This is a genomic window from Achromobacter sp. RT286_PF, assembly GCF_059760425.1.
This window is the reverse complement of the sequence record NZ_JCBAMR010000013.1, coordinates 36,566-57,546: the sequence shown is the minus strand read 5'-3', so window position 1 is coordinate 57,546 and position 20,981 is coordinate 36,566. Positions and strand designations below refer to the sequence as shown.

The 20,981-nt window shown below is 66.3% G+C and carries 21 protein-coding genes and 1 pseudogene; 5 read left to right on the top strand and 17 right to left on the bottom strand.

Annotated elements, in window-relative coordinates:
- Nucleotides 1-20: 20 nt before the first annotated feature.
- Together AC6LJY_RS12855 and AC6LJY_RS12850 are read right to left on the bottom strand one after the other, a co-directional pair.
- Nucleotides 21-884, bottom strand: a complete 864-nt coding sequence (locus tag AC6LJY_RS12855; protein WP_498136090.1) for a LysR family transcriptional regulator — start codon at nt 882-884, stop codon at nt 21-23.
- Nucleotides 885-900: 16 nt separating this feature from the next.
- Nucleotides 901-1,269, bottom strand: a complete 369-nt coding sequence (locus tag AC6LJY_RS12850) for a VOC family protein (protein WP_046804895.1) — start codon at nt 1,267-1,269, stop codon at nt 901-903.
- Nucleotides 1,270-1,362: 93 nt separating this feature from the next.
- Here AC6LJY_RS12850 and AC6LJY_RS12845 point away from each other — a divergent pair, with 93 nt between their 5' ends.
- Nucleotides 1,363-1,587, top strand: coding sequence for a hypothetical protein (locus AC6LJY_RS12845; protein ID WP_046804791.1), 225 nt, complete (start codon nt 1,363-1,365; stop codon nt 1,585-1,587).
- On the opposite strand, the gene AC6LJY_RS12840 is transcribed toward AC6LJY_RS12845, so the two are convergent.
- Nucleotides 1,540-1,797, bottom strand: coding sequence for a CrpP-related protein (locus AC6LJY_RS12840; protein ID WP_082134467.1), 258 nt, complete (start codon nt 1,795-1,797; stop codon nt 1,540-1,542). The genes AC6LJY_RS12845 and AC6LJY_RS12840 overlap by 48 nt on opposite strands.
- A 268-nt stretch (nt 1,798-2,065) precedes the next feature.
- Between AC6LJY_RS12840 and AC6LJY_RS12835 the strand changes: the two genes are divergently transcribed.
- Together AC6LJY_RS12835 and AC6LJY_RS12830 are read left to right on the top strand one after the other, a co-directional pair.
- Nucleotides 2,066-2,545 (top strand): carboxymuconolactone decarboxylase family protein, encoded by a 480-nt coding sequence (locus AC6LJY_RS12835; protein WP_120156526.1) that lies wholly within the window; start codon nt 2,066-2,068, stop codon nt 2,543-2,545.
- A gap of 10 nt (nt 2,546-2,555) precedes the next feature.
- On the top strand, nt 2,556-3,311 hold the full coding sequence (locus AC6LJY_RS12830; protein ID WP_498136089.1) for an SDR family oxidoreductase: 756 nt from the start codon (nt 2,556-2,558) through the stop codon (nt 3,309-3,311).
- Here AC6LJY_RS12830 and AC6LJY_RS12825 read toward each other — a convergent pair.
- The 3 genes from AC6LJY_RS12825 to AC6LJY_RS12815 form a co-directional block, all read right to left on the bottom strand.
- Nucleotides 3,203-4,303: a LysR family transcriptional regulator gene (locus AC6LJY_RS12825; RefSeq protein ID WP_082134468.1), complete on the bottom strand. Its 1,101-nt coding sequence runs from the start codon at nt 4,301-4,303 to the stop codon at nt 3,203-3,205. The two genes, AC6LJY_RS12830 and AC6LJY_RS12825, sit on opposite strands and share 109 nt — an antisense overlap.
- A gap of 242 nt (nt 4,304-4,545) precedes the next feature.
- Entirely contained in the window at nt 4,546-4,962 is a 417-nt protein-coding gene (locus tag AC6LJY_RS12820; RefSeq protein ID WP_046804794.1) for a cupin domain-containing protein, read from the bottom strand.
- A 135-nt stretch (nt 4,963-5,097) separates the two neighbouring features.
- Nucleotides 5,098-5,970 (bottom strand): RNA polymerase sigma-70 factor, encoded by an 873-nt coding sequence (locus AC6LJY_RS12815; protein ID WP_498136088.1) that lies wholly within the window; start codon nt 5,968-5,970, stop codon nt 5,098-5,100.
- A gap of 233 nt (nt 5,971-6,203) precedes the next feature.
- Between AC6LJY_RS12815 and AC6LJY_RS12810 the strand changes: the two genes are divergently transcribed.
- Entirely contained in the window at nt 6,204-7,136 is a 933-nt protein-coding gene (locus AC6LJY_RS12810; RefSeq protein ID WP_104144137.1) for an MBL fold metallo-hydrolase, read from the top strand.
- A 32-nt stretch (nt 7,137-7,168) separates the two neighbouring features.
- Here the strand turns inward: AC6LJY_RS12810 and AC6LJY_RS12805 are convergent, their stop codons facing one another.
- The 8 genes and pseudogenes from AC6LJY_RS12805 to AC6LJY_RS12770 form a co-directional block, all read right to left on the bottom strand.
- Complete coding sequence (locus AC6LJY_RS12805) at nt 7,169-9,583, bottom strand: TonB-dependent siderophore receptor (protein ID WP_498136087.1); 2,415 nt, start codon at nt 9,581-9,583, stop codon at nt 7,169-7,171.
- A gap of 217 nt (nt 9,584-9,800) precedes the next feature.
- Entirely contained in the window at nt 9,801-10,877 is a 1,077-nt protein-coding gene (locus AC6LJY_RS12800; RefSeq protein ID WP_498136086.1) for a FecR family protein, read from the bottom strand.
- Nucleotides 10,864-11,364 (bottom strand): RNA polymerase sigma factor, encoded by a 501-nt coding sequence (locus AC6LJY_RS12795; protein WP_219990710.1) that lies wholly within the window; start codon nt 11,362-11,364, stop codon nt 10,864-10,866. Before AC6LJY_RS12795 ends, AC6LJY_RS12800 begins: the two co-directional genes overlap by 14 nt.
- Nucleotides 11,365-11,450: 86 nt before the next feature.
- Nucleotides 11,451-11,558: pseudogene (locus tag AC6LJY_RS12790) on the bottom strand (N-acyl homoserine lactonase family protein); the annotation flags it as partial.
- Nucleotides 11,559-11,581: 23 nt separating this feature from the next.
- Nucleotides 11,582-12,646, bottom strand: a complete 1,065-nt coding sequence (locus tag AC6LJY_RS12785; protein ID WP_498136085.1) for a hypothetical protein — start codon at nt 12,644-12,646, stop codon at nt 11,582-11,584.
- Between the two features lie 252 nt (nt 12,647-12,898).
- The gene (locus tag AC6LJY_RS12780) at nt 12,899-14,257 is read right to left on the bottom strand and encodes an MFS transporter (protein WP_498136084.1); all 1,359 of its coding nucleotides are present in this window, start codon (nt 14,255-14,257) and stop codon (nt 12,899-12,901) included.
- A gap of 6 nt (nt 14,258-14,263) precedes the next feature.
- Nucleotides 14,264-15,274 carry an NAD(P)-dependent oxidoreductase gene (locus AC6LJY_RS12775; protein WP_498136083.1) on the bottom strand — a complete coding sequence of 337 codons (1,011 nt, stop codon included), beginning with the start codon at nt 15,272-15,274 and terminating at the stop codon, nt 14,264-14,266.
- A 98-nt stretch (nt 15,275-15,372) separates the two neighbouring features.
- Entirely contained in the window at nt 15,373-16,026 is a 654-nt protein-coding gene (locus AC6LJY_RS12770) for a hydrolase (protein WP_104144119.1), read from the bottom strand.
- A 263-nt stretch (nt 16,027-16,289) separates the two neighbouring features.
- Here AC6LJY_RS12770 and AC6LJY_RS12765 point away from each other — a divergent pair, with 263 nt between their 5' ends.
- Nucleotides 16,290-17,186: a LysR family transcriptional regulator gene (locus AC6LJY_RS12765; protein WP_498136082.1), complete on the top strand. Its 897-nt coding sequence runs from the start codon at nt 16,290-16,292 to the stop codon at nt 17,184-17,186.
- Nucleotides 17,187-17,261: 75 nt separating this feature from the next.
- Here AC6LJY_RS12765 and AC6LJY_RS12760 read toward each other — a convergent pair whose 3' ends face one another.
- The 3 genes from AC6LJY_RS12760 to AC6LJY_RS12750 all read right to left on the bottom strand — a co-directional run bounded on the left by AC6LJY_RS12760 (nt 17,262) and on the right by AC6LJY_RS12750 (nt 20,810).
- A complete protein-coding gene (locus tag AC6LJY_RS12760; RefSeq protein WP_498136081.1) occupies nt 17,262-19,547 on the bottom strand; it encodes a putative bifunctional diguanylate cyclase/phosphodiesterase in 2,286 nt (761 codons plus the stop codon).
- Between the two features lie 78 nt (nt 19,548-19,625).
- Nucleotides 19,626-19,802 (bottom strand): DUF3606 domain-containing protein, encoded by a 177-nt coding sequence (locus AC6LJY_RS12755; protein ID WP_082134474.1) that lies wholly within the window; start codon nt 19,800-19,802, stop codon nt 19,626-19,628.
- A gap of 81 nt (nt 19,803-19,883) precedes the next feature.
- Nucleotides 19,884-20,810: an oxidoreductase gene (locus AC6LJY_RS12750; protein ID WP_498136080.1), complete on the bottom strand. Its 927-nt coding sequence runs from the start codon at nt 20,808-20,810 to the stop codon at nt 19,884-19,886.
- Nucleotides 20,811-20,981: the final 171 nt, after the last annotated feature.

The window sequence follows — 20,981 nt, the reverse complement described above, 5'->3', positions numbered from 1 at the left end:
CAGCCGCCCTGCGTACCGCGCTATTCGAACTGCGCCACGACCGTATCGATGAAGGCGCGCATGCGCGCCGTGTGGCGCAGGTCCTGGTGGGTGACCAGCCAGACGGCAAAGCCACCTTCCCGCTCACGGCCGGGCCATAGCCGTGTCAGGCCCCCCCGTTCACCCATCGGCACCGGCAATTCACCGATGCCCACGCCGCTAGCGATCAGCGTGCGCAGCATCAGGCTGGAATTGGCCGTAGCCACGATGCGGCCCGCTTGCGCCGGTTCGCCCACGATGGTCGGCGGCCGTCCGCCTTCCAGGTAGGGCTGGTAATACACCAGATCGTGTCCCTTGAAGCCGCCATGCTCGGTGGGCGCGCCGTGTCGTTCCAGATAGCCCGTCGAGGCATACAGGCCCACCGGCCACAGCGCCAGCTGGCGCGCGATCAGGTCCGGGTTGTCGGGCTTCATGTTGCGGATGGCTATGTCGGCCTCGCGCCGCGCCAGGTTGGCCATCTGCGTGGCCACGCTCAGCCGCACCCGCACGTCGGGGTGGCGCGCGTGCAAGTCGGCGATGGCCGGAATGACGAATTCCATCGCCAGCGAATCGGTGGTGGCCACCTTCACTTCGCCTTCCAGCCGCCCGTCCGTGCCCTGGGCCTGTCGCACCAGGTCATGGGCAAACTGCTCCATGCGTTCGGCGGCGTGCAGCACCGCGCTGCCGGCCGTCGTCAGCGTGTAGCCGGTTGAGCTGCGCAGAAACAGGGTGGCGCCCAGGTTGTGTTCCAGCACGCCGATCCGCCGTCCTATCGTGGCCTGGTCCACGCCCGCCACACGCGCCGCGCGGCGCAGCGTTCCTTCGCGTTGCAGCGCAAGGAATATTCTTGCATCGTCCCAATTCATGCTGTCGTCCCGGCGCTCAGGCCGGGGGCAGGTGGCACACGGCTTCCAGGTTGTGGCCGTCGGGCGCCCGCACGAAGGCGGCGTAGTAATTGGGGTGGTAGTGGGGGCGCAGGCCCGGGGCGCCATTGTCGGTGGCGCCTGCCGCCATGGCGGCCTGGTAGAACGCGTCCACCTCGGCGCGGTTGGCGGCGGTGATGGCGATGTGCAGCGGCGGCGACACTGCCTGGGTGCCGTACAGCCACATTGAGGGCTTGCCCGCGCGGCCCAGGCCCACGCTGTCGGGCCCTTGCATGGCAAGGCCAACCCCCAGGGGAGCCAGCGCTTGCAGGAAGAATGCGCGACTGCGTTCCATGTCGCTGACGCCGAATCCGATGTGATCGAACATGCTGGCCTTAATCAATTGAATGCGGCGGCCGATGGCCGCCGGGTATGGCGTTTGCTTCGCACGGCTCTTGTCGGCCACACAGAGGCGAAACCCATGCTACAGGACGAACTACTTGCAAAGATGATCGTAAAAACTGCACCGTGTCGTCGTTTTGACGACTGGGCCGAGGTGCTGACGGAATTCGCCAGCTGTCTGGTGCAGATCAGCCCGCGCCTGAGCCCGGAGGAGTGCGACAGGCTGATCAATATTGGCGCCTCGTTCTATCGCACCCTAGCCCGTGCGGAGGACTACCGGCGCACTTCGATCCATGGCGACTAGCTGATGCGCGCGGTCGCGCGCCGGCGTCGGGCGGCTGCGCATCTGCATGCGCCACCCGGCTTCCCAGGCGCGCACCTTTTCACGCCACTGGGAGATCGACTCGCCCGTGTGGCCGGGCATTTCTACAGCGCGATAGTACGGGCAATCCCACAAGGTCAAGCCCTGCCGGGCGGCGTTCGCGCCGAGCTTCTGGATGTCATCGCGATGCATTGCTGAACCCTCCAAAAGTATGAAGAACGGACCGCCAGTATCGTGCGGTTCGGGGGGGCTTTGCAATAGTGTTGCGGCACCAGATGGGGGGTGTGCATTGTTCCCGGGGCAAGGCGCATTGTTGCCCCGCGGGCAACACCGTGGTCCCTGGTGCAGGCCTACTGCCGTGGTGTGGGCAGGCCTACGATTTGGGCGTCGTTCAAGCATCCCGCGCCCCCCGCGACACCGCGCGGCGCGCTTACCCAAATCCAATCTCCCGGGAGCCACCATGAGTCAACGCCTTAACGCTTTTGCGCAATCGCCCGCGCTGTTCAAGAAGTTTGTCGAATTCGGCATGTTGTTGAAGTCGGGGTCGATCGAGCCGTCCATCCTGGGCCTGATCGAGATCCGCGCGTCCCAGATCAACGGCTGCGGCTTCTGCCTGGACATGCACGTGAAAGAGGCCAAGATCCGTGGCGAAGGCGAATTGCGCCTGCACCATGTTGCGATCTGGCGCGAGTCCACGGAATTTTCACCGCGCGAACGGGCCTGCCTGGCATGGACCGAAGCACTGACGACGTTGGGCGCGCACGGCGTGCCGGACGACATCTACGAGCGCGTACGCGGCGAATTGTCCGAAAAAGAAATCAGCGACCTCAGCTTCGCCATCATGGCCATCAACGGGTGGAACCGGCTGAACGTAGGCTTTCGCACCGTGCCGGGCTCGGCCGACAAGGCCTATGGCCTGGACAAAGCCAACTTCAGCTAAGGAAAGCGCCATGAAAATCCTAGTCATCGGCGGAACCGGCCTGATCGGCTCCAAGCTAGTGAAGCGGCTTGTCGAACGCGGCCACGAGGCCATCGCCGCCTCGCCCGCCACCGGCGTGAACACCATCACGGGCGTGGGCCTGGATAGCGCGCTGGTGGGCGTGGACACCGTGGTCGACGTGGCCAATTCGCCCTCGTTTGAAGACGACGCCGTGCTGGAATTCTTCCAGGCGTCGGGGCGCAACCTGCTGGCCGCCGAAGCGCGCGCCGGGGTGCGGCACCACGTGGCACTGTCGGTGGTGGGCACGCATCGCCTGGCCGAAAGCGGCTATTTTCGCGGCAAGATCGCGCAGGAAGCGCTGATCGAGGCGGGCGGTATTCCCTACACCATCGTCCACAGCACGCAGTTCTTTGAATTCCTGGGCGGCATCGTGCAGGCGGGCGCGCAGGGCAACGACGTGCGGCTCTCGCCCGCCTTTGTGCAGCCGATTGCGTCCGACGACGTGGCCCTGGCCATGGCGGACGCCACGCTGGCCCCGCCGGTGAACGGCATCGTGGAAATCGCCGGGCCTGAGCAGTTGCGGCTGTCCACACTGGTGCAACGATACCTGGACAAGACCGGCGATACCCGCACGGTGCGCGCCGACCCCGGTGCGCGCTATTTCGGCGCGCTGCTCAATGACGACACCCTGGTGCCGGCGTCCTCGGCGCGCTTGGGTTCGATAGACTTCGACACCTGGTTCAGCCAGTCGGGCGTCAGGAAATAGCGGGGCGGCGCCGGGGGCGGCAGCAAGCCGGAGCCCCGGATGTGCTCGGTCATGTAGTCGATGAACACGCGCATGCGGGCGGGCAGATGCTGGCGGCTTAAAAAGCACAGGTAATGCCCGCGGTCATCGGGCGCGTGCTGCGGCAGGCAGGCCACCAGCGTGCCGGCACGCAGATGGTCGCAAACCTGGTAGGCGGCCATCTGCGCAATGCCGTGGCCGTCGAGCACCGCCTGCAACACCAGGTCGGCGTCGTTGAAGGTCAGCATCGCGGGCGGCGTCACCTTCTGCAAGCGGTCGCCCAGCTTGAATTCCCATTCAAAGATCCGGCCCGACGCCAGTCGGAAGTTCACGCCACGGTGGTCCAGGATGTCGTCCACGCTGGCGGGCAGGCCGTGCGCGGCGGCGTAGCCGGGCGAGGCGCACAGCAGCATCTGCATGGGGATGATTTTTTTTGCGATGACCTGGCTGTCTTCCATGCGGCCATTGCGAAACGACACGTCAACGCCGTCCGCCGCGAAGTCGGTCGGCCCATCGTCCAGCAGCAGGTCCACCGCAATGCCGGGGTTGGCCCGGCAGAACCCGTGCAGCAGGGGCGCGACGACCTTGCGGCCAAAGCCCACGGTGGAACACACGCGCAGGTGGCCCGACGGCGGGCCTTCGCGCAGCTCGCGCATGTCATCCAGCGCTTGCACGATACGCGCCACGCCGGGATGGCACTGGTCGTAAAACTGCCGCCCCTCGGCGGTCAGTGACGTGCTGCGCGTGGTGCGCACGAACAGCCGGGTGCCCAGCTGGTCTTCCAGTTTCTGCACGCTGCGGCTGACGGCCGACCGCCCGATGCCCAGCCGGTCGCCCGCCTTGGCGAAGTTGCCTTCGACGGCCACCGCAATGAATGCCACCACGCCGGCATAGCTGGTGGCAAAGCTGTCGGCCAGGGAATCCGGCCCAAGGGGAGAGGGAGTGATCGATGGGGCAAACAAGGGTGTCGACATGGTGGCGGCGCGGCAAGGGTGGGTCTTATGGCTAAGACGGCGCACGCGGCCATTCTGTGACATTGGATGGGAAAAACTCGGGTTTTCCCTAGGATGGGGCGCCACCCAAAGAGGCAAAAAAAAGCGCGTCAAAAGGCGCATCAAAAGGCGCATCAAAAAGCGCATCAAGCGCGGGCGCGGTTTGCGCCCGGCAGGGGCGGACGGCGCCCGCTGCCCGGCGCGTCCCGCTCAGGGGGGGCGGCTTAGTGAACGGGGATCAAGGCGGGGGCGCCCTTTTTCTTGATCAGCACCACCACGAACTTCGCCGGTTCGGTCTGGCTGGCGTTGCGCCCCACCGTGTGCACATCGTCCGGCCCTTCGAAGAAGGTCTGGCCCGGCGTCAAGGTGACTTCCTTGCCGCCCTTGACCTGCATGATGATGCTGCCTTGCAGGACATAGACGAAGCTGTACGCGTCGTGACGGTGGATCGGGTCGGCCGCGCCGGGCGGGTAATCGACCGTGATCATCAAGGCGTCTTTGCCGGGAATGTCCGGTAGCGGCTTCGTCATCAGTTCGGTAACGATGGGTTCGGCGGGCGCGGCCTGGGCCGGGGCGTTGCCCAGCAGGGCGCCGGTTGCGACCAGGGCCAGGGGCAGGGCAAGCTTGAACAGTTTCGACATGGGCGTTCCTTGGCGGATGTGACAAGGCCCCATCGTAGAAGTGCCGACCGGCGTGGCGGTAGAGCCGCGCAAGGGATCACCATGTTGCCCGCTGCGCACCATCGCTGCGGCAAAGCCCCATCGCCGCGTACCGCCTTATGCCAACGCTGCTGCGATCCGCGCGAGCTTGTCGGGGTTGCGCTGCACCAGCACGCGCGTTAACCGTTGTCCGTCCGTCTCGTACGACTGCACCGATTCCAGTTGCCCGTCGATGTATCGAAGCAAGGTCCATTGCCCGTTGATCTCTACGACCTCGGCGCGCAGGCCGTCGCCAAAGCGGCGCTTGCCCGCGTAGAACAATTGCGCCAGCCGTTTGCCACCCACCAGCCGCGCAAACGCGGTGGCCTTGCCACCGCCGTCGCCGATCAGTTCGGCGTCGTCGCTTAATAGCGCATGCAAGCCGTGGAAATCGCTGCGCTGCATGGCGTCGGCAAAGGCCAGCAACAAGCGGTGCAGGGCCGCGCGCGAGACGGTTTCACGCGGCGCGCCCTGGCGCAGTTGCAGCCGGGCGCGCCGTACCAGCTGGCGGCAGGCTGCCTGTGTCTTGCCCAGCGTGTCGGCGATGTCTTCGTAATCGGCATCGAACACGTCGCGCATCAGGAAGGCCGCGCGCGCGTCGGGCGACAGACGTTCCAACATGAACAGAAACGCCACGGACACATCGTCCGCGAATTCGTGGATCTGTTCAGGCGTGGACGGCGCGGCCATCAGCATGGGTTCGGGCAGCCATACGCCCGTGTACTGGGCGCGTTCAAGCTTGGCCGCGCGCAGGCGGTCGATGGACAAGCGCGTGGTGGCCGTGACAAGCCAGGCCTCGGCGTTTTCCACCAAGGCGTGGTCGGCGCCGTGCCAGCGCAGCCATGCTTCCTGCACCACGTCCTCGGCCTCAGCCACCGCGCCCAGCATGCGATACGCCAGCGCGAACAGGCGCGGGCGGTGACGCTCGAAAAGTAGCAATGAATCGGTCATGTCGGACGCAAACGCCAGGTAGAAGTCGGGGCGTGCAGCCGCGTATTTTGCCGCACTTTGCCGGGGCAATGGGTCAGCCGGGCAATGGGTCAGCGCGCAACGGTGTGCAAGCCGTAACACCCGCCAGCGATTGGTGCGCCGTTCGCAACATGGCGCTTCACCGCGCGTGGCTACCGCGCATCCGGGGCCGCGCCTAGGATGGCTACGCTGTCCAGCCACTTAGGAGATTCGTTATGTTTCGCACCGATACCCCCCTGTCCACCTCCCCTTCGCATGCCGGCGTCCAGACCCCCGTGGACCTGGTCCCGTCCCGTTACGCGGTACGCATCGGCGACATCGACGCGATGGTCGTCAGTGACGGCGTACTGCCCCTGCCCACGTCCACGATGGCCACCAACGCCGACCCCGCCGACCTGGCGGACTGGCTGGACCACATGTTCATGCCGCCCGATGCGTTCGACTGGCCGTTGAACGTGATGGTGGCCCGCAGCGGCGAGCAAACCATCTTGATCGACGCGGGCCTGGGCGGGCAGTTTCCCGGCTTCCCGCGTGCCGGGTTGTTTCCGCAGCGGCTCGCTTGCGCGGGCATCGCGCTGGAATCCGTGACGGACGTGATCATCACCCACATGCACATGGACCATGTTGGCGGCCTGCTGGTGGACGATGTGAAAAAGCGTCTGCGCCCGGACGTGCGCATCCACGTGGCGGCTGCCGAGGTCGCGTTCTGGACGTCGCCCGACTTTTCGCAGACGGTGATGCCCAAGCCGGTGCCCGACGTGCTGCGTACCACGGCCACCGCGTTCTATAACGAATACCGCGACCGGCTGCGCCTGTTCGACGACAAGCACCAGGTGGCGCCGGGCGTGACGGTGCGCGTCACCGGTGGCCATACGCCCGGCCACAGCGTGGTCGATCTGGTCTCGGGCGGCGAACGCCTGACCTTTGCGGGAGACGCGATGTTTCCCGTGGGCTTTGACCACCCGGACTGGCACAACGGCTTTGAGCACGACCCCGACGTATCCGCCCAAGTTCGCATCGGGCTGTTCCGCGAGCTTGCGGAAAACCGTGGGCTGCTGGTGGCCGCCCACTTGCCGTTTCCGTCGGTGGGCCGGATTGCGGTAGCGGGCGACGCGTTTCGCTGGGTCCCGGTGATCTGGGATTTCTGATTGCCGCGCGTCGCCCGGTCTGCCTTAATGCATCAGTAGTTGATCGACGCCGACAACATATACGTGCGACCCGCCGCGTTCGTCACGAAAGAGCCCGAGGCCAGCCAGTACTTCTTGTCGGCCACGTTTTCGACGTTGGCGCGGAACACGACGTCCTTGCCGGCGATCTGCGTCGCGTAGCGCGCGCCCAGGTCAAAGCGCGTGTAGCCGGGCAGGCGCAGCGTGTTGGCGTTGTTCAGGTAGACCGACGACGTGCGGATGGCGCGGCCGTTCAGGCTCAGGCCCTGCACCCATGGCGTGTCCCAGTCCAGCCCCAGGTTGTAGGTGCTGGCGGGCACGCCGGCCGGGCGGTTGCCCTGGCTGACGCCGCCGGGCGTCTTGGTCAGTTCGCTGTCGATGAAGGCGGCGCTGGCCATCAGGCGCAGGCCGCGCACCAGTTCGCCGTAGCCGGTCAGTTCCAGGCCACGGTTGCGCTGTTCGCCGAAGTAGCCGTAGACGTTGCTGTCGTCGGCCTGGCCGGACGGGCGCGCAATCTGAAAGAGCGACAGGGTGGTGATGATGTTGCCGTCCCAGTCCACCTTTACGCCGGTTTCATACTGCTTGGACTTGTAGGGCGCCAGCACCGCGCCACGGTTTTCGTAGGTGTCGCCCACGATCGTGCCGCGCGTCAGGCCTTCGGTGAAGTTGGCGTAGACCGACACGTTCTGCAGCGGCTTGACAACGATGCCGCCGATGGGCGAATTGGCGCTGGCCCGGTAGCCGCTGGTGCGCGCGCCGGCGGTGTTGTAGCTGTCTACGTCCACGACCTGGTGGCGGATGCCGGCCGTCAACAGGATGCGGTCCTGTGCAAAGGACAGCGTGTCGGCCAGCGCAAAGCTGGTCAGCGTGGTGTCGGACGCTTTTTGCGGCGTCAGGCGTACGGCGGGGCCGTCGGGAATGGGCGTGGGGTCGTAGATGTTGGACGCCACGATGGCCGACCCGGTGGAATAGGCGTTGCCCAGTTCCTGCTTCATGTAGGTCGCGCCCAGCGTCACGCGGTGATTGACCGGGCCCGTGGCAAAGCGCGCGGTCAGGCCGGCGTCGCCGCTGCGCGTTTTCGAGTACGAGTCGTAGTACGTCGTCATGACGTTGAAATTGCCGTCCTGGTCCACCGACTGGCGCGCGCCGGCCATGTTGACCGTGACGGGGAAAATCTGCCGCACCTTGCCGTCGCGATAGCCCGCCGCGATGTGGCCGGTCAGGTTGTCGGTGAAGTCGTATTCCAGGCGCGACATGATCGTGCTGTCGCGCTGCGACAGACGCGTGCCGGGGTAGAAGTTGATGTCGCCGTCGGGCGGCGAGGGCAGCTCGGTCACGTTGGCCTGCCAGCCGATCTGCGAGCGGAAATTCTCGATCACGTCTTCCTGGTGGATGGCGTCGGCCGACCAGCGCAGCCGCGCGCCGCGATAGTCGATGCCCAGCGCGCCCATGTCCAGGCCTTGCTTGCCGTCGCGCAACGTGGATTCACCCCCGCGCTTGACGCCGTTAAAGCGCAGGCCCCACGCGTTGTCTTCGCCAAAGCGGCGGGCCAGGTCCAGTTGGCCGGTGAAGTTGGCCTTGCTGGCGTAGCCCAGCGTGGCGCGCGCCAGCGGTTCGTCTTCGGCGCGCTTGGTCACCACGTTGATCGCGCCACCGATGCTGCCGTTGGGCGGAATGCCGCGCATGAAGGCGCCGGGGCCCTTGAGGACTTCCACGCGTTCCAGGATCTGCACCGGCACGCGGCTGGACGACACCAGGCCATACAGGCCGTTCACGCTGACATCGCCGCTGCCCACGGCAAAACCGCGGATCTGGAAGTCTTCGCCAAAGCCGCCGCTTGAGGTCAACGTGCGCACCGACGCGTCGTTGACCACCACGTCGGCCAGCGTGCGGGCCTGTTGGTCGTACAGCAGTTCGGACGTGTAGTTCACCGTGCTGAACGGCGTGTCCATCACGTCTTCCGAACCCAGCACGCCCAGGCTGCCGCCGGTGGCAAGCTGCCCGCCGGTAAAGGGCGGCGCCAGCTCGCCCAGAATGCCGGCGGTGACGGTCACCGCTTCAAGCTGCACGGTGCCGCCGGCCGTGCCGGGGCGCGACAGCGTGACGTTGTTGCCGTTGCGCGTGTACTCGATGCCGGTGCCCTGCAACAGCTGGCGCAGCGCGTCTTCGGGCGCCAGCTTGCCCGACAGGGCGCGCGCCTGCTGGCCGGCAAGAATGTCCTGCGAATAAAAGATCTGCAAGGAAGTCTGCGAGCCCAGCTGCAACAGCGCGTCGCCCAGCGGCTGCGCGGCAATGTTGACGCTGACGGGGGCTTCCTGCGCGTGCGCGGCGGGTGCCATGCCGAAGGCAAGCGATAGCGAGAATGCAAGCGCGCTGAGAACCACGCGCGAGGGCAAGCGCAAAGCGGGTCGGGCAGATACGGGTTTCAAGATCGGTAGCTCGGGTGGAAGGCGCGCCCGCACGGCGCGCCGGTTTCAACGGAAACGGGCAGGGTGCCCTGGGGCGATCGGCCCCTTCCTATCTAGACGCATGAGCCCCACGAAAACCGGAATAAGAATCGATATTATTGTGTAACAGGTGTGTTACAAAAGGACCGGCGCGCCCGGGACCAGCGGATCGGCTGACCCGGGGATCAGCGCCTCCCCCTCAACGCGCCACGATGCGTATCGCGCCATCCTGTTGGCGGTCCAGCGTGACGGGGGCAATGGCCGGCAGCGCATCGATCATCGCTAGCGGGTCGTCCACGCTGAAGATGCCGGACACGCGGTGTTGCCCCAGCGCGGGGGCGTCCAGGCTGGCGGGCCGGGGCAGGTAGCGGTTCATCTCGCTGATGACGGTGGCCAGCGGCACGTTATTGAATATGATCTTGCCGCGCTGCCACGCCGTCAGGTCCTGCACATTGACGGCGGCGACCTCGCTTAACGTGCTGCCCGGGTAGGCAACGGCTTGCTGGCCGGCGCTCAGCCGGCGTTCGTGCCGGCGCCACCAGGACCCCGTCTGCAAACGCACGGACCCGGATTCCACGCTGACCTGCAAACGGTCGCTGTCGCGCCGCACATTGAACCGGGTGCCGGTCACGGTGACTTGCCCCAGCCCGCCGACCACCACGAACGGGCGCGACGTATCGTGCCGCACATCGAAAAATGCCTCGCCCTGTTCCAGTTCCACGCGCCGTTCCCTCGCGCCAAAACGGGCCGCCACGCGAGTGTCGCCGTTCAGGCTCAGCACCGAGCCGTCCGGCAAGGTGACCTCGCGCCGCTCATTCTTGCGCGTGGCGTAATTGACCAGCGTGTCGTTGCCGTCAAAGACGAACGGCGCCGCCACCAAGCCGGCCACCAGCGGCACCGCACAGGCCGCCGCCACGCGCAGGCCAAAGCGCCGCCGCGACATCGCAGGCGGGCGGGCCGCCGTCAGCGAGGCGTCCATCAAGCCGCGCAGGCGCGCGTGCGGCAGCGACAGCACGGCGTCCCATTGGGCGCTCAGGCGGCGGTAATCGCGGTCGTTGTCGGGGCTGGCATCGCGCCAGGCCGAGAAGGCCTGCCGGTCCGCGGCAGTGACTTCGCCGGACTGCATGCGCGCAAACCAGTGGGCGGCGTCGGCGGGATGGTCCAGCGCGTCGCTGCCATCGCTGCCGCCGTCGTCATTGCGCGGCGGCATGTGCGGGTGCCTGGGGTCGCCGCCACCGTGGCCGGGGTTCGGGTAGCCGGTTTCAGAGTGGGGCATGGTGTTGCAGCCGTTCGTTGATGTGACGCACCGAGCGCGTCATGTATTTTTCCACCATGCTGCGCGACAGGCCCATTTCTTGCGCGATCTCGGTATGCGTCCAGCCTTCCAGCCGGCATCGCAGATAGACGTGCCGGCACTTAGGGGGCAGGTCTTCCAGTGCGCGGGTAAGTTCGTCGGCCAGTTGCTGAAAGCGCACGCCGTCATCGGCGGGCGGCGTGGCGGGGTGGTCGCTGCGCGCCATGTCGTCCAGCGACGTGATCTCCAGCGTGCTGACATGCCGATGCTTGCTGACCAGCCGGTTCGAGGTGCCGCGCGACAGGTAGGCGCGGGGATCATAAATTGCCGCGACGTCGCCTTCAAGCATGCCCACCACGGTGTCGTGCATGGCGTCCTCGCCATCCTCGTGCCCCCGCCCGCGCCATTTGCCGATCATCTCCGCGTAATGGGCGAGCCAGTCTTTCCTGGCCTTGGGAGGGTGGGACATGAGAGAGAAACGCTAGGGTAAATGAAAAGTTATTGATTCTAATATGCATTTGCGTCTTTCGGTGAGCTGGCGTGATGGACGGCGCGTCAGCGTGGCTCGGGCTTGCGCAAAGGCGCTTGGTGCAGCGCCACGATCTCGGCATTGCCTTGCACCACGGCGGGGTAGCGCACGCGCACCAGCGGGTCGTGGCCGGGGGGCGCACACAATGCCTCCCCCCTTATCGCCCCTTCATCGACACCGGCACGCCCCACACCGGGTCTTCCATGCCTTGCTTGCCCAGCGGCGTGATCTGCATGGCTTGCAAGGTGGAAAGCAGTTGCCGGTGCGCGTCGCTGACGTTGGTGCGCTGCGCGATGAGCTTTTGCGCGAAGTCCATCGGTGCGGGGCGCGTGTAGACGGTGAAGTCTTCCAGCGGGCATTCGGTCATCTTGGGGTCGACCGCGCGGCAGGCCGATTGCTTGTACTGGTAGCTGGGCGTCTTCATGTGCATGCGCTGGCTCAGCACGAACTGGCCGCCCTTGAGCGTAAAGCTGGCCAGCGCCAGCTTCGGCGGCACGCGCGATTGCACCTTGATCGCCGGGATGTCGCGCCAGGCCGTCTCTTCGTAATAGCCGGCGCGCGAGCCTTGCGTGGTTTCGGTGTACTGCTCTTCGCCCCAGGCGACGCAGGCGCCCGTGCCCCGATGCACCGCCGTGCAGACGGTGCGCGTCTTGAGCTGCGAGCCCGTGGTGCCCTCATGCCAGTTGGTCTCTTTATAGAACTCGCGGTAGAGCTCCGGCGACAGATACGCGGTGCCGTTGGCGCCTCGGCCCGAGCCCACCGGGCCGCTACGCGCGCCCACCTGGTCCAGCAAGGCGTTCAGCTTGTAGTCGTCGCCACCGGTCAGCAGGTATTTGCCCGGCGGCAGGATGTGCACTTCAAACGCCTTGAACAGATAGGTGGCCTTCTCGTCACGTTGCAGCGAGTTGTTCTGAAACTTGCGGCCGAAGGTGATCTTCGGCTGTTGCTCGTGCATCCAGACCGTGTTGCCGGTCCACTTCGTCATGGACATTGCATCCTTGAGCGTGGCGTGCGGCATCACGTCGGCCACCAGCACCACCGCCATGTCCGCCTTGAGCGCTTCGTCAATCAGGTCCAGCAACTGCGCGTAGCGCGGGTCGTCCATCGTGCCTTCGCCCTTTGAATCCGGCAGGGTGATGCACCCGGACAAGGCAAGCGGCAGGGCCAGGGTCAAGGTCAGCGTCAGGGCGGAAAGGGCAACTCGCGGTCGCGGCAGCGTCATGGGGGGCGGTCCTTGGAGGGGCTGGGTCGGTTCAATGACCGCGCATCCTACTGGCTTGGCTAAACGCCGCAAGCGTTGGGTGACCGCTGAAACATGGCGCGCGTCCGCGCACGCAAGGGGCGACGCGGTCGGCAAGCGTGGCCGGGGTGGCATCGTTGCCGCGCGGGCCCACGGCGGACGCGGCTTGTGACCCGTCCGCGGCGGTGGCGGCGTCAAGCCACGTCGTAGAACCGCGTCGGGCGCGTTCGTAAATTATTGTTGCGACTGTTTCTTGCACGCCGGAAATCGGCGGCGCTTGGCATCGTCGGCGGTCTCGGCCCGTGCGACTCCCGCCGTCAAGGCAAGGGCGGCAAAAAGGATAACGGCGTGATCGGCCGTGAAACGGTCCATCAGCAGCCCGAAGATCGACGCGCCCGCCGTCTGGCCGATGGCCAGCGCCAGAAACGCAATCATCACGCCGGTGGCGGGGCGTTCGGGCAGGGCCGACACGCCCCATAGCAGATAGACGCCGGTGATCGTGATGTAGGCCATGCCGAACAGCGCGCCGCCCAACAGCGCCAAGGGCGCGGACGTGCCGTCGATGCCGACCAGCAACACGCTTGCGGCCATGGCCGTCAGGAACACTCGGTGCACGCGGTCAATGCCGAACCGTGCGATCCAGTGCCCCGCGCCCGCGCCCACAATGCCGGCAGCGCCGATGGCGGTCCACAGCAGGCCCGCGCCGGTGCCGCTCCAGTTCAAGCGCAGGCCGACCAGCTGCCCTCCGAAAGACCAGATCGCGGTGCTGGCCGCGCCCGTCAGGAAGGCCGCCGCGATCAAGCGCCGCAGGGCGCCACTTAACATCGGGATGCCGTTGCCGGCGGTGGTGGCGCCGGTGGTAGCAGTGCCGGTGGTGGTAGCGCCGGTGGTAGCAGCGCCGGTGGTGGTAACGCCGGTGGTGGTGACGCCAGTGGTGCTAGCGCCAGTGGCAGTAGCGCCAACAGCAGTAGCGCCGGCAGTAGCGCCGGCGGTTGCGCCCGGCGTGCGCCGGGGCAGGATGAACGCCACGGCAAACGCCAACCCGAAAGCCACGGCGGCAAAGCCCGCGAAGGCCACGCGCCACTGCTCGCCCATCATCAGCGCGACGGGGCCGGACAAGGCCACGCCCGCGCCGGTGCCCGCGTTGATGAAGGCGTTGGTGGCGTTCTGGCGGCCAGGCGGAACGCCCGCCGCAACCGCCGCCGCCAGCGCGGGCGATACCAAACCCGTGCTGGATCCGGCCAGCATGACGGCGCCCGCCAGCCAAGGCGCCGTGGGCGCCGCCGCGATACCGGCCATGCCCGCGGCCGCAATCAGGGCCGCGCCGATGGCGACAAAGCGGGGGCCGAGGCGCTCGGTCAGCCAGGCCGACAGGATGACGGCCACGCAGTAAGTCAGAAACGCCGCGCCCGACATCAAGCCGCTCAGGGTCGAAGACAGGCTAAGTTCCGCGTCGATCCGAGGCAGGAAGAGCCCGAAGGCAAACCGCGCGAAGCCGTAGCAGGCGGCGATCAGCGCAAAGCCCGTGATGCCCAGATAGCGGCTGGGGTTGATGGCCATGTCGTCGACGCCCGGACTTGACGCGGTTGTCACCGGACCCTACTGCACGGGGTCAAGCGCGATGATGCTGCCGCCCTCGGCCCGCAGGCGCGACAGGTAGGTACCGTGATCGACCACCTGAAAGGGAAATAGCAGCCCCGGCGGCGTGGGCGGATTGCCGTCCAGGCCGGCCAGCCGCTCAAGAATCATGCTGACGCCCAGCGCCGTCAGATGGGCCGCGCCGCGCGGGTGGAACACCGCATGACGGGTCCGTAGCGCACGGCCGTCATGGCCTTTGCCCGCGAGCTCAATGATGATCTCGGTCGATTTCGGTTCACCGCGCCGCCGCGATGAACTGACGCCGGTTGCGATATTGAACTGCACGTTGGGCGCCCCGGTTGCCGTGGCCAGACCCGCCACATCGATGGACGAGAAGCCGTGGGCTTGCATCACCGTGCCGTCGATGGCGCTAAACTCGGCCCGGGCGTCTTCTTTGCCACGCCAGACGTAGCGGCCATCGCGCAGCGTCAAGGCGGCCGGCATCATGCGGTTCAGGCGCTCGAAATCCTCGGCCACGGCAGGGCCACCGCCGTCCTGCTCGTCGACAAGGGCGCCGATCTTGATGTCGTGCAATTGCGCAAAGGCGCGCGCGCAATCGAACGTGGCGATGGTGGTGGCGCCCACCAGCCATTCATAGCCCAGCACGATGGCACAGGTGCCGGGCGACTGCATGTACGCAGCCACTTCGGGCGCAATCTCATAGACACCGGAAGAAATTCCCAGGTGGGGCGCACCGCGACGCTGCGCAAAGCGCAGGCCGGCCAATCGATCATCGGCGTAAAAGACGGCCACGGCCGCTACCGGCCGCTCGCCCAGCCCCAGATCGTTGGCGCGCGGGTCAATCACCACGCCTTCGGCGTTGCCCAGCTCGGCCGCCGCGTCGGCACTTTTTGCCGCATCGCGCCCGCCGATCAGCAACGGGACATCGGGGTAAACGGCCCGCAAAGCACGGGCGCTCAAGCGGCCGATGGAACCGGTGCCTCCCATCAGCAAGACAGCGTTTGTCGTCATATCAGCATTCCTCGGCACGTTGTCCCGGGCCGGAATGGCCCCGGCGCCAGGCAGGGCAACTTATGCCGTCCTGGCGCCGGTTCGGGGCGCCGCCGCGATCAGCTTGCGGTGGCGGGCGCGGGCGTATTCAGCAACTGCTGTTCCCACAGATATGCGATGCCGCTGCCGGCCGCGTGTTGGACCAGTACATTGGTCAGCGCTTCGGCGGTGCCCAGGCGCGCCCAGTCGCGCTGCCATTCGGCGGCCACCGCCAGCCACGTCATCAAGTTGACGCCGGCCGCCGCCATGCGCTGAAGCGCCACTTCGTGCGCTTCGACCGACACGCCGCCGGACGCGTCGGTTACCACCGTCACATCCCAGCCCTCGCCCGCCGCCTGGATCGCCGGCATCGCCACGCAGACCTCGGTCCACAAGCCGGCAATGATCAGCTGCTTGCGGCCCGTGGCCTTGGCCGCTTCGACGACCTTCTTGTCTTCCCACGTGTTGATGAGCGTGCGGTCGATGACCTCTTGCCCGGGGAACACATCGGTGATCTGCGAAAAGATGCGGCCGCCCCGGTCAGCAATCACGCTGGTCAGGATGGTGGGCACGTTGAACGCCTTGGCGGCCTTCGCCAACGCCGTTGAATTGTTGACCACCATGTGCGGGTCGTGGCTGTTCAGATTGGTCAGCTGGTAGGGCTGGTGGTCGATCAGAACCAATAACGAGTCTTCAGGACGGAGTAGCGAATCGAGGCCATTACGAAATTTCATTGGTGATCCCTGGCTTGCTGTGGTTGGAGGGGGTGCTCTGCAACATGCAGTGCCGGGTGGCGGACGCGGGTAGCGCCGTCCCCGGAATGGGCATTATGTTTTTGTGGCTCGGGATGCGGTAGTGACGTTGCGCGATGAGCTGTGTCGCGCGTTGCGGAACACCGGCGCGCGGCGTCTTCCATCGCGACAGTTGGGGCTGTCGGTGCGGGATTGCGTAGTGCTATCCTGCGGCGAACTGCGTCGCAAAACGGGGGCAACGCCAAGTGGATATCGAAGAGCTACAGACTTTTATCGAGGTGGCCGACGCGGGCGGCGTGTCGCCGGCCGCGCTTCGGATGGGCGTGTCCAAGTCCATCGTCAGCCGTCGCCTGCTGCGCCTGGAAGAAGAGCTTGGCGTGCAGTTGCTGGCACGCTCGACACGCGGCGCGGCGCTGACGGAAGCGGGCGCCACGTTCCGTGACCATGCGGCACGCGCCTGCGCCGAAATAGACCTGGCGCGCGAAAGCATCGTGCCCGCCGGCGAGCTGCGCGGCCGCCTGCGCGTGGCCGTGCCCGTGTCGTTCGGCCTGACGCACTTTGCGCCGGTGGTCGCGGAAATGGCGCGGCGCCATCCCAAGCTGCACGTGCAGACCTGCTACAGCGACCGCTTTGTCGACCTTATCGCCGAAGGCTACGACTGCGCGATCCGCGTCGGTTATCTGCAAGACTCCAACCTGGTCGCCAGACGCGTCGGCCCCATCCTGGGCAAGCTGCTTGCCAGCCCCGACTACATCAAGACGCATGGCGCGCCGGAAACGCCTGCCGAACTCGGCGCCCATCAAGCGCTGATGCAGGGCACCGAGGCGTGGCAGTTCATGGACGGCGACAAGATCATCACGGTGCGTCCGCAAGGGCGCTTCAAGGCCGACAACGGCGCGGCCCTGGTTACGGCGGCCGCGGCCGGCCTGGGCCTTGCGTACCTGCCCGATTGCCTGACGCATGACTACGTGGTGGCGGGCGCGCTGGTGCCCGTCATGCCCCGCTACCCGCCGCCGCCCGCGGGCGCCTACGTGATCCGGCCGCCCGGTCAGCATCCCGCACGCAAGATCCGGGTCCTGACGGAATTGCTGATCGAACACTTTGGCAGCTCGCCACATTTTGCGGGCACGGTTTCGGCGTAAGCGGCCTGCGGCCCGGTGGCCCGGTGGCCCCGCGGCCCGTTGGCGCGTTCGCCCGTACGCGCGTTCGCCCAACGTTCAGTCCGCCGCGCGTGCCATTTGCAAATGCTGCGTAATTTCTTCCGCCGGCACTGCCTTCGAAAACAGAAAGCCTTGCAGCTCGTCGCAGCCGGCAGCGCGTAGAAAATCGCGTTGCGCCGCCGTCTCGACGCCTTCGGCGTTGACCGTCAGCCCCATCGAGCGGCCCAGCGTCACAACGGCATTGACGATGGCGGTGGAGTCCGCGCCTTCGCCGATATTGGCCACAAAGCTGCGATCGATCTTGATTTTGTCCACGGCGAATTTCTGCAAATAGCTCAGGCTGGAATAACCGGTGCCAAAGTCATCCAGCGCGATCCGGAAGCCCACCGCGCGCAACTGGCCGATGGCGTTTTGCACGCGCCCGTCGTCCTCGATGAACACGCCTTCGGTGACCTCCAGTTCGATCTGCGTCGGGCTGACGCCCGCCGAAGTCACCAGGTCGATAACGCGGGCGGCGAAACCGGTGCTGCGAAACTGCACCGGGGAAAGGTTCACTGCGATGGACAGGCCCGGCCATTGCAACGCGGCGCGGCACGCTTCGCGCAGCACCCAATCGCCCAGTTCCACGATCAGCCCGGTCGACTCGGCAACCGCCACGAAAATCTGTGGGGGCACCGCGCCTTGGGTCGGGTGATGCCAACGGATCAGCGCCTCGACGCCCACCAGCTGATGCGTTCCGCTGTCGATCTGCGGCTGGAAATACACGCTTAGCTGCCCGCCGTCGGCCAGCGCGGCGCGCAGGTCCGCTTCCATCAACGCCTTGGCCTTCAGCGTCTCGTCCATTTCCGGTTCGAAGAAGCAATACTGATTTCTGCCTGATTCTTTGGCGCGGTACAGCGCGATATCGGCTTTGCGCATCAATTCACTGCGCGTCGTTGCATCGCGGGGTGCCATGGCAATGCCGATGCTGGCGCCGACAAAAGCGCGACCGCCCAGCAGCTCGAACGGGGCGCGCACTTCGGCCAGGATGCGCCGGGTCAACACGTTGGCGGACGCTTCGGAGGTGTTCTGCGCAAGCACCGCGAACTCGTCTCCTCCCAGGCGTGCAATCACATCGTCCGGCCCCAGGATGGCTTTGACGCGTCGCGCGAATTCCTGGATCAGCGCGTCGCCGGCGGCGTGCCCCCAGGTGTCGTTAACCTGCTTGAAGTGATCCAGGTCCAGCAGCAGCACCGCACAGCTGGAATCGGGTTGTCTGCGCACCAGCGCCTGGTCGACAAAGGTGGCGAAGTAGGCGCGGTTGGCAAGCCCGGTCAGCACGTCATGAAAGGCCAGGTGCTGGGCGTGCGCTTCGCTGGCTTTCAGCTCTACGTGCGCCGCGCGCAGCGCGCTCAGATGCGATTGCTGGTCGCGCAATAAGCGGTACGTGCGCAGCGCCAGGAACGCCACAATAACCAGGGCGGCACCGATCATGGAGACGAAGGCGGGCAGCATCGCCCGCCATAATTCCGAGCCGGGAAGGTCGGGCCGCCACATCAGATAGCCGATAGGCGCGCCGTCCGATGAGGTCAACGCCAGCTCGCGTTCCCCGTCATCGTCATGGTGGACGCGTTCAGGATGATAGTGCAGCCCTTCAACCAGATTGCCGCGCGAGAACGCATACAGAAAATCACCATCGATATACCGGACACTGACAAGCAGATTGTGCGGAGCGGCTCCCGGCGTGGCGGGCCGCATCTGAAAGTGGTCGATATGCATGGCGCTGACGACGGCGGGCCGATCCTGCACGATGGCAAGATCCGTGGCGTGCACGGCGGACGGGGTCGTGCGCAAGGTGGCCTCGGTAGCCGGCGCCTGGCCTGGCAAGCGTTCATGGTCGTTGTTGGGCCGGCTGATGCGACCGCGCGCCAAGTCGACGAATCTTTTGATGGCGGCCTGGTACGACAGGTACATCGAGGGCGAGGCCGCCTGGCCGTTCACGCTGGCGTAGACGGGGGCATCGTCCGGACCCAGTATGAAAATAACGTCCTGGTTGAACAGCCGGTGCAGCAAGGTGCCCACGTTCTCGTCCAGCCAGGCCTGGTCGGGCTTGGGCTTGGCAAGTTCATCCAGCAGCATGTCCCACAGCGCCACCCCTTCTTGTGCCTGCGACACGTCGTCCAGCACATTGCTGACGGCCTGGGCCAGCTCGCGGCGTTGCCGTTCGGCCGACATGTCGTCGCTTTTTTCCACTGAAAGATGCAGGGAAAACACCATGGCCGCCAGGAACAGCCCGAAGGCCGCCAGCAGCAGGACAAGAAGCCCCCCGGCAAATTGCGGAAGTCGCTCGACGCTTGTTTTCATGCCCGTGTCTCCGGGAAGGGCTGGCGCCTCGTCAACAAGAAATAGAAAAGGGCCGGCACTGACGCGCCGGCCCTGACTTCATTTACCCAGATGCTTGCGAACCGCGGCGGCTGATGCGCCCACCGCCTGCACCGCCTCGCGCAGCTGCGCTTCGGTGACCCCAAGCGCCTGCGTCCAGTAGCGCAGTTCGTGGGCTTCGTTCACATTGATGCGGGACCGGTCTTGGGGTCCTCGATCCTTCAGGTCGTCGGCCATGATGTCTCCTCTGTTGGAAGAAACACCTATCCAGCAAGCCGCGTTCCCGATGCGCAGCTTGCGGCCGAGGCTTGCCGGAGGTCAGCCCGGTCCGTCGCTGGCGGCGGCCAGCAGCGGCACCACGATGTCGCTGATTGGCGTGGCAATGCCATGCGCGCGTGCGCGGCGCGCGATGACGCCGTTGCGGATATCCCATTCCAGCGGCCGGCCCGCCTGGCGGTCCGCCAGAATGGACGTGCCCATGTCGGCCGGAGCGGCCTGGAACTTTGCAAGAATCTCTTCTGGGGTCTCCTCGCCTAGCTGCGCGCCCTCTGCGCGGGCCACGGCCAGGCATTCCTGTAGATAAGCGATGGCAAGCGTGGCGATGTCGGGCCGCGCGAACATGCCGGCGCGGCGGTGGGTAAGTGCCATCAGGCCCGCCACCGCGTTCTGCAACAGCTTGCGCCAGGCCAGCGTCTGGAAGTTGGCGGTGACGTCCACCGCGCACAGCGTGCCGCGCAGCGCCTCGGCCACCACGTGCGCCGCCTGCGTGTCCGGCAAGCTAAGGCGCGCCTCGCCACGCAAGCGCACCGAGCCGTCCGGCTGCCCCTGCGCGGGAAACCACACCACGGCGGGAATGATGCGAGCGCCAGGAGAGTCCGAGGTGTTTGGAGACGTCGGGGCGTGCCGGGCAACCTGCTCCATTTGTTCGACCCCGTTCTGCAAGACGCACACGACGGTGTCCGGGCCGCACAACGCCGCCAGCCAATCTGCCGCGGCCTCGGTCTGGGTTGCCTTGACGGCAAGAAAAACGATATCGACGGTGCCACCCATCTGGCCGGGATCGTTGCGCACCGGTCCCGGAACCGTGATGCGGCGCTCGCCGTCCTCAAGAATCAGTTCACTGCGCGGCGTGCGCCCGCACAGCAAGGGCGTACGCCCGGCCTGGTGCAAGGCCGCCGCCACCGTGGTGCCGATGGCGCCGGGTCCGACGATGGCGACGGTTGCTGCATCTGTTGCGGTACTCATGGAATGGGGTTCCTTGAAAAGCACGGTGGAGGGCGGGGGCGCGGATCGCGCCCGGACCGTGTGTCGTGCCTGGCGGTCGCGTTCGGGTTGGCCCGACGGGCACGGTTCGACCGCTATTACAACATCCCGGGCCCAGGCGACCTTCCGAAAAGATCGGCAGCAAAGACGATC